General features: G+C 59.5%; 6 protein-coding genes. All 6 read left to right on the forward strand.

Translation table 11 applies throughout. The features are described from left to right. The coding region (locus tag ACOSYY_RS19590; RefSeq protein WP_421664634.1) for a globin family protein at positions 1-391 on the forward strand (391 nt) is incomplete at its 5' end. Next, on the forward strand, positions 388-690 hold the full coding sequence (locus tag ACOSYY_RS19595; protein ID WP_421664635.1) for a nuclease domain-containing protein: 303 nt from the start codon (positions 388-390) through the stop codon (positions 688-690). The genes ACOSYY_RS19590 and ACOSYY_RS19595, both read left to right, overlap by 4 nt. 26 nt (positions 691-716) lie before the next feature. After that, on the forward strand, positions 717-1,448 hold the full coding sequence (locus ACOSYY_RS19600; protein WP_421664637.1) for a DNA cytosine methyltransferase: 732 nt from the start codon (positions 717-719) through the stop codon (positions 1,446-1,448). A gap of 14 nt (positions 1,449-1,462) precedes the next feature. Then, a complete protein-coding gene (locus ACOSYY_RS19605; protein ID WP_421664639.1) occupies positions 1,463-1,984 on the forward strand; it encodes a hypothetical protein in 522 nt (173 codons plus the stop codon). Further along, on the forward strand, positions 1,977-2,225 hold the full coding sequence (locus ACOSYY_RS19610) for a hypothetical protein (protein WP_421664640.1): 249 nt from the start codon (positions 1,977-1,979) through the stop codon (positions 2,223-2,225). Before ACOSYY_RS19605 ends, ACOSYY_RS19610 begins: the two co-directional genes overlap by 8 nt. Further along, complete coding sequence (locus ACOSYY_RS19615) at positions 2,222-2,374, forward strand: hypothetical protein (protein ID WP_421664642.1); 153 nt, start codon at positions 2,222-2,224, stop codon at positions 2,372-2,374. The genes ACOSYY_RS19610 and ACOSYY_RS19615 overlap by 4 nt, the downstream gene beginning before the upstream one ends. Positions 2,375-2,471 lie beyond the last annotated feature (97 nt).

Consider the following 2,471-nt stretch of genomic DNA (forward strand, 5'->3'; position numbering starts at 1 on the left):
CTTGCTGGACTTCCTCGAAGCACTGCCGCTGGACCGGGCTTTCGAGGTCGTCGTCAGGCCGCATGTGCGCCGTCGTACCGAGCAGCAGAACCGCTATCTCTGGAAGTGCTACCAGATGATCCTAGACGTGGGCGGCGAAGCAATGGGCGGCTGGACGAAGGACGACCTGCACGAGTTCTTCCTTGGCGAGTGGGGCGGTTGGCAGACGATCGAGGCATTCGGGCGCAAGCGCATGAAGCCGATACGTCGGAGCTCGTCGCTCAACAAGCATGAGTTCAGCACCTACGTGCAGTTCATCCAGCGGTACATGGCCGAGAATGGCGTGTATCTGCCCGACCCTGACGAGTACCTGGCCGAGGCAACGGTGACGACGGCTGAGAAGGCGGCATGAACCTGCGCACCACAGCCCGCGGACGCCCGTGCCAGATCCGCGTCCCCGGAGTCCTGTGCGACCCCGAGACCGTCGTGCTCTGTCACGTCCGCATGGTGGAGATTCCCACCAAGAACTTCCCCGGACGCGACCTCCTCGCGGCCTTCGGTTGCTACCAGTGCCACGCCATCGTGGACGGCCAGCAGAGCACCAACTTCACCCGCGACGAGCGCCAGCTGATGCTGCTCGAGGCCGTGATGCGTACCCAGGCGATATGGCTGCGCGAGGGGCTCATAACCATCGGCAAGAGGGCCGCATGACGCACACCGTAGCGAGGGCTGCGTGAATGCGGGTGCTCGATCTTTTCTCTGGCATCGGCGGATTTTCGCTGGGCCTGGAGCGGGCTGGCATGAAGACGGTGGCGTTCTGTGAAATCGAGCCGTACTGCCAAGCCGTCCTCCTCAAGCACTGGCCCGGAGTCCCCATCTACGGAGACGTGCGCGAGCTCACGGCAGATCGACTTGTTGCTGACGGGATCGGAGTCGATGTCATCTGCGGAGGGTTCCCCTGCCAGGACATCAGTTTCGCGGGATCTGGCCTTGGATTGGCCGGAGCGCGTAGCGGCTTATGGTCTGAATTCGCGCGTCTTATTGGCGAGTTACGACCGCGCTACGCAATCTTGGAGAACGTCTCAGCTTTGCTTGTCCGGGGAATGGGACGAGTTCTCGGAGACTTGGCCGGAATCGGGTACGACGCGGAGTGGTCGATTGTTTCAGCGTGTTCCGTGGGTGCCCCACATGTGCGACGACGAGTGTTCATTGTGGCCTACCCCGACGGCCAGCATGGACGGAAGGGGCTTTGGGATTCCCTTGCACGAGAGGGGGGGGCGCTACAAAGCATCAACGGTGAGCCGCGTCAAAGAGCTTGTTGGCGCTCACGGCTGGAGAATCCATCCGCGCTTTACCGAGGCGCTAATGGGCTTCCCAACGGGATGGACAGAAATAGAGCGGTCGGCAACTCAATCACGCCGGCGATCCCAGAAATGATTGGTCGAGCAATTATGAGGGCCGTTGCATGACAGGAGACTCCGGTATGAAAGCAGAGGATATGCCTACTACCTCGCCAGCGAGATTGGCTTCGGCCCGCGCCTACAAGGAAAAGCACAAGGAGCGTTTGAAAGAGCAGCAACGGGCCTATGACGCCAACCCAGAACGTCAGGCAAAAAAACGGGAGCATATGAAGCGCTTGCGTCCACGGTATAGGGCGAGGCAGATCGAGAGCGACAAGAAACGTGACCCGGTAAAGACTGGGGCGCGGGCACTAATCAGGAATCTGATTTATGAGGGCCGTCTGGTTCGCGGGTCATGCGTATTTTGTGACGATCCCAATACTCACGGACACCATGAGGATTATTCGCAGCCGACAAGAATCGTTTGGTTGTGCCAGAAGCATCATGTAGACGTTCACGCTGGCCGCATCTCAGTATCCCAGGATCAGATTGTCGATGTTCGGCCACACGGCCGCAGGGCTAGACGAAGGAAAGTTGAGGTGATTGCAGCCAGAAGAGTTGCCAGTCATGGCCGAGACTCTAAGTGGAAAAGAGCCAATGAATAGCGAAACGCATATCTCAGTACCGGCGCAACGCTACGAGCAGTTACTCGCGGCTGAACAGCGTCTCGCCGTCCAGACAGCACTCGCTGAATCGCTCGCGGCTAAAGCGCAGTCCCTGCGCTTGCTCGTGGAGCGGGCGGTGGAGTTGCTGAAAGCCTCGCTGCCTGACAAGCAGCAATTCGACAGTCGTCCGCAGCGGGCTATTCGCGCCTTCCTCTCCGAGATACTGGAGCGCAAAGAATGAAGCGGAAGACGTTGCAGCAGCAAGCGGAAAAGTACGGGTCCAACTGGCGCGGTAGTGTCATGGACAAGGCCGGCATCGCAAAGTTCGCATGGCTCGCAGGCTACCGCGCCGCCTCATCGCGATCCTGGAGTGGAGGCCATGACCGATAAATCCCCGGATGCGCTGGTGGAGAAGATCAGAAACGCGGTTGAGAACTACGATGACGGCATTTATGCCATCGCATTGAAAGCCGCAAAAGCTCTAGAG

It is taken from the genome of Nitrospira sp. BLG_2 (assembly GCF_049222245.1).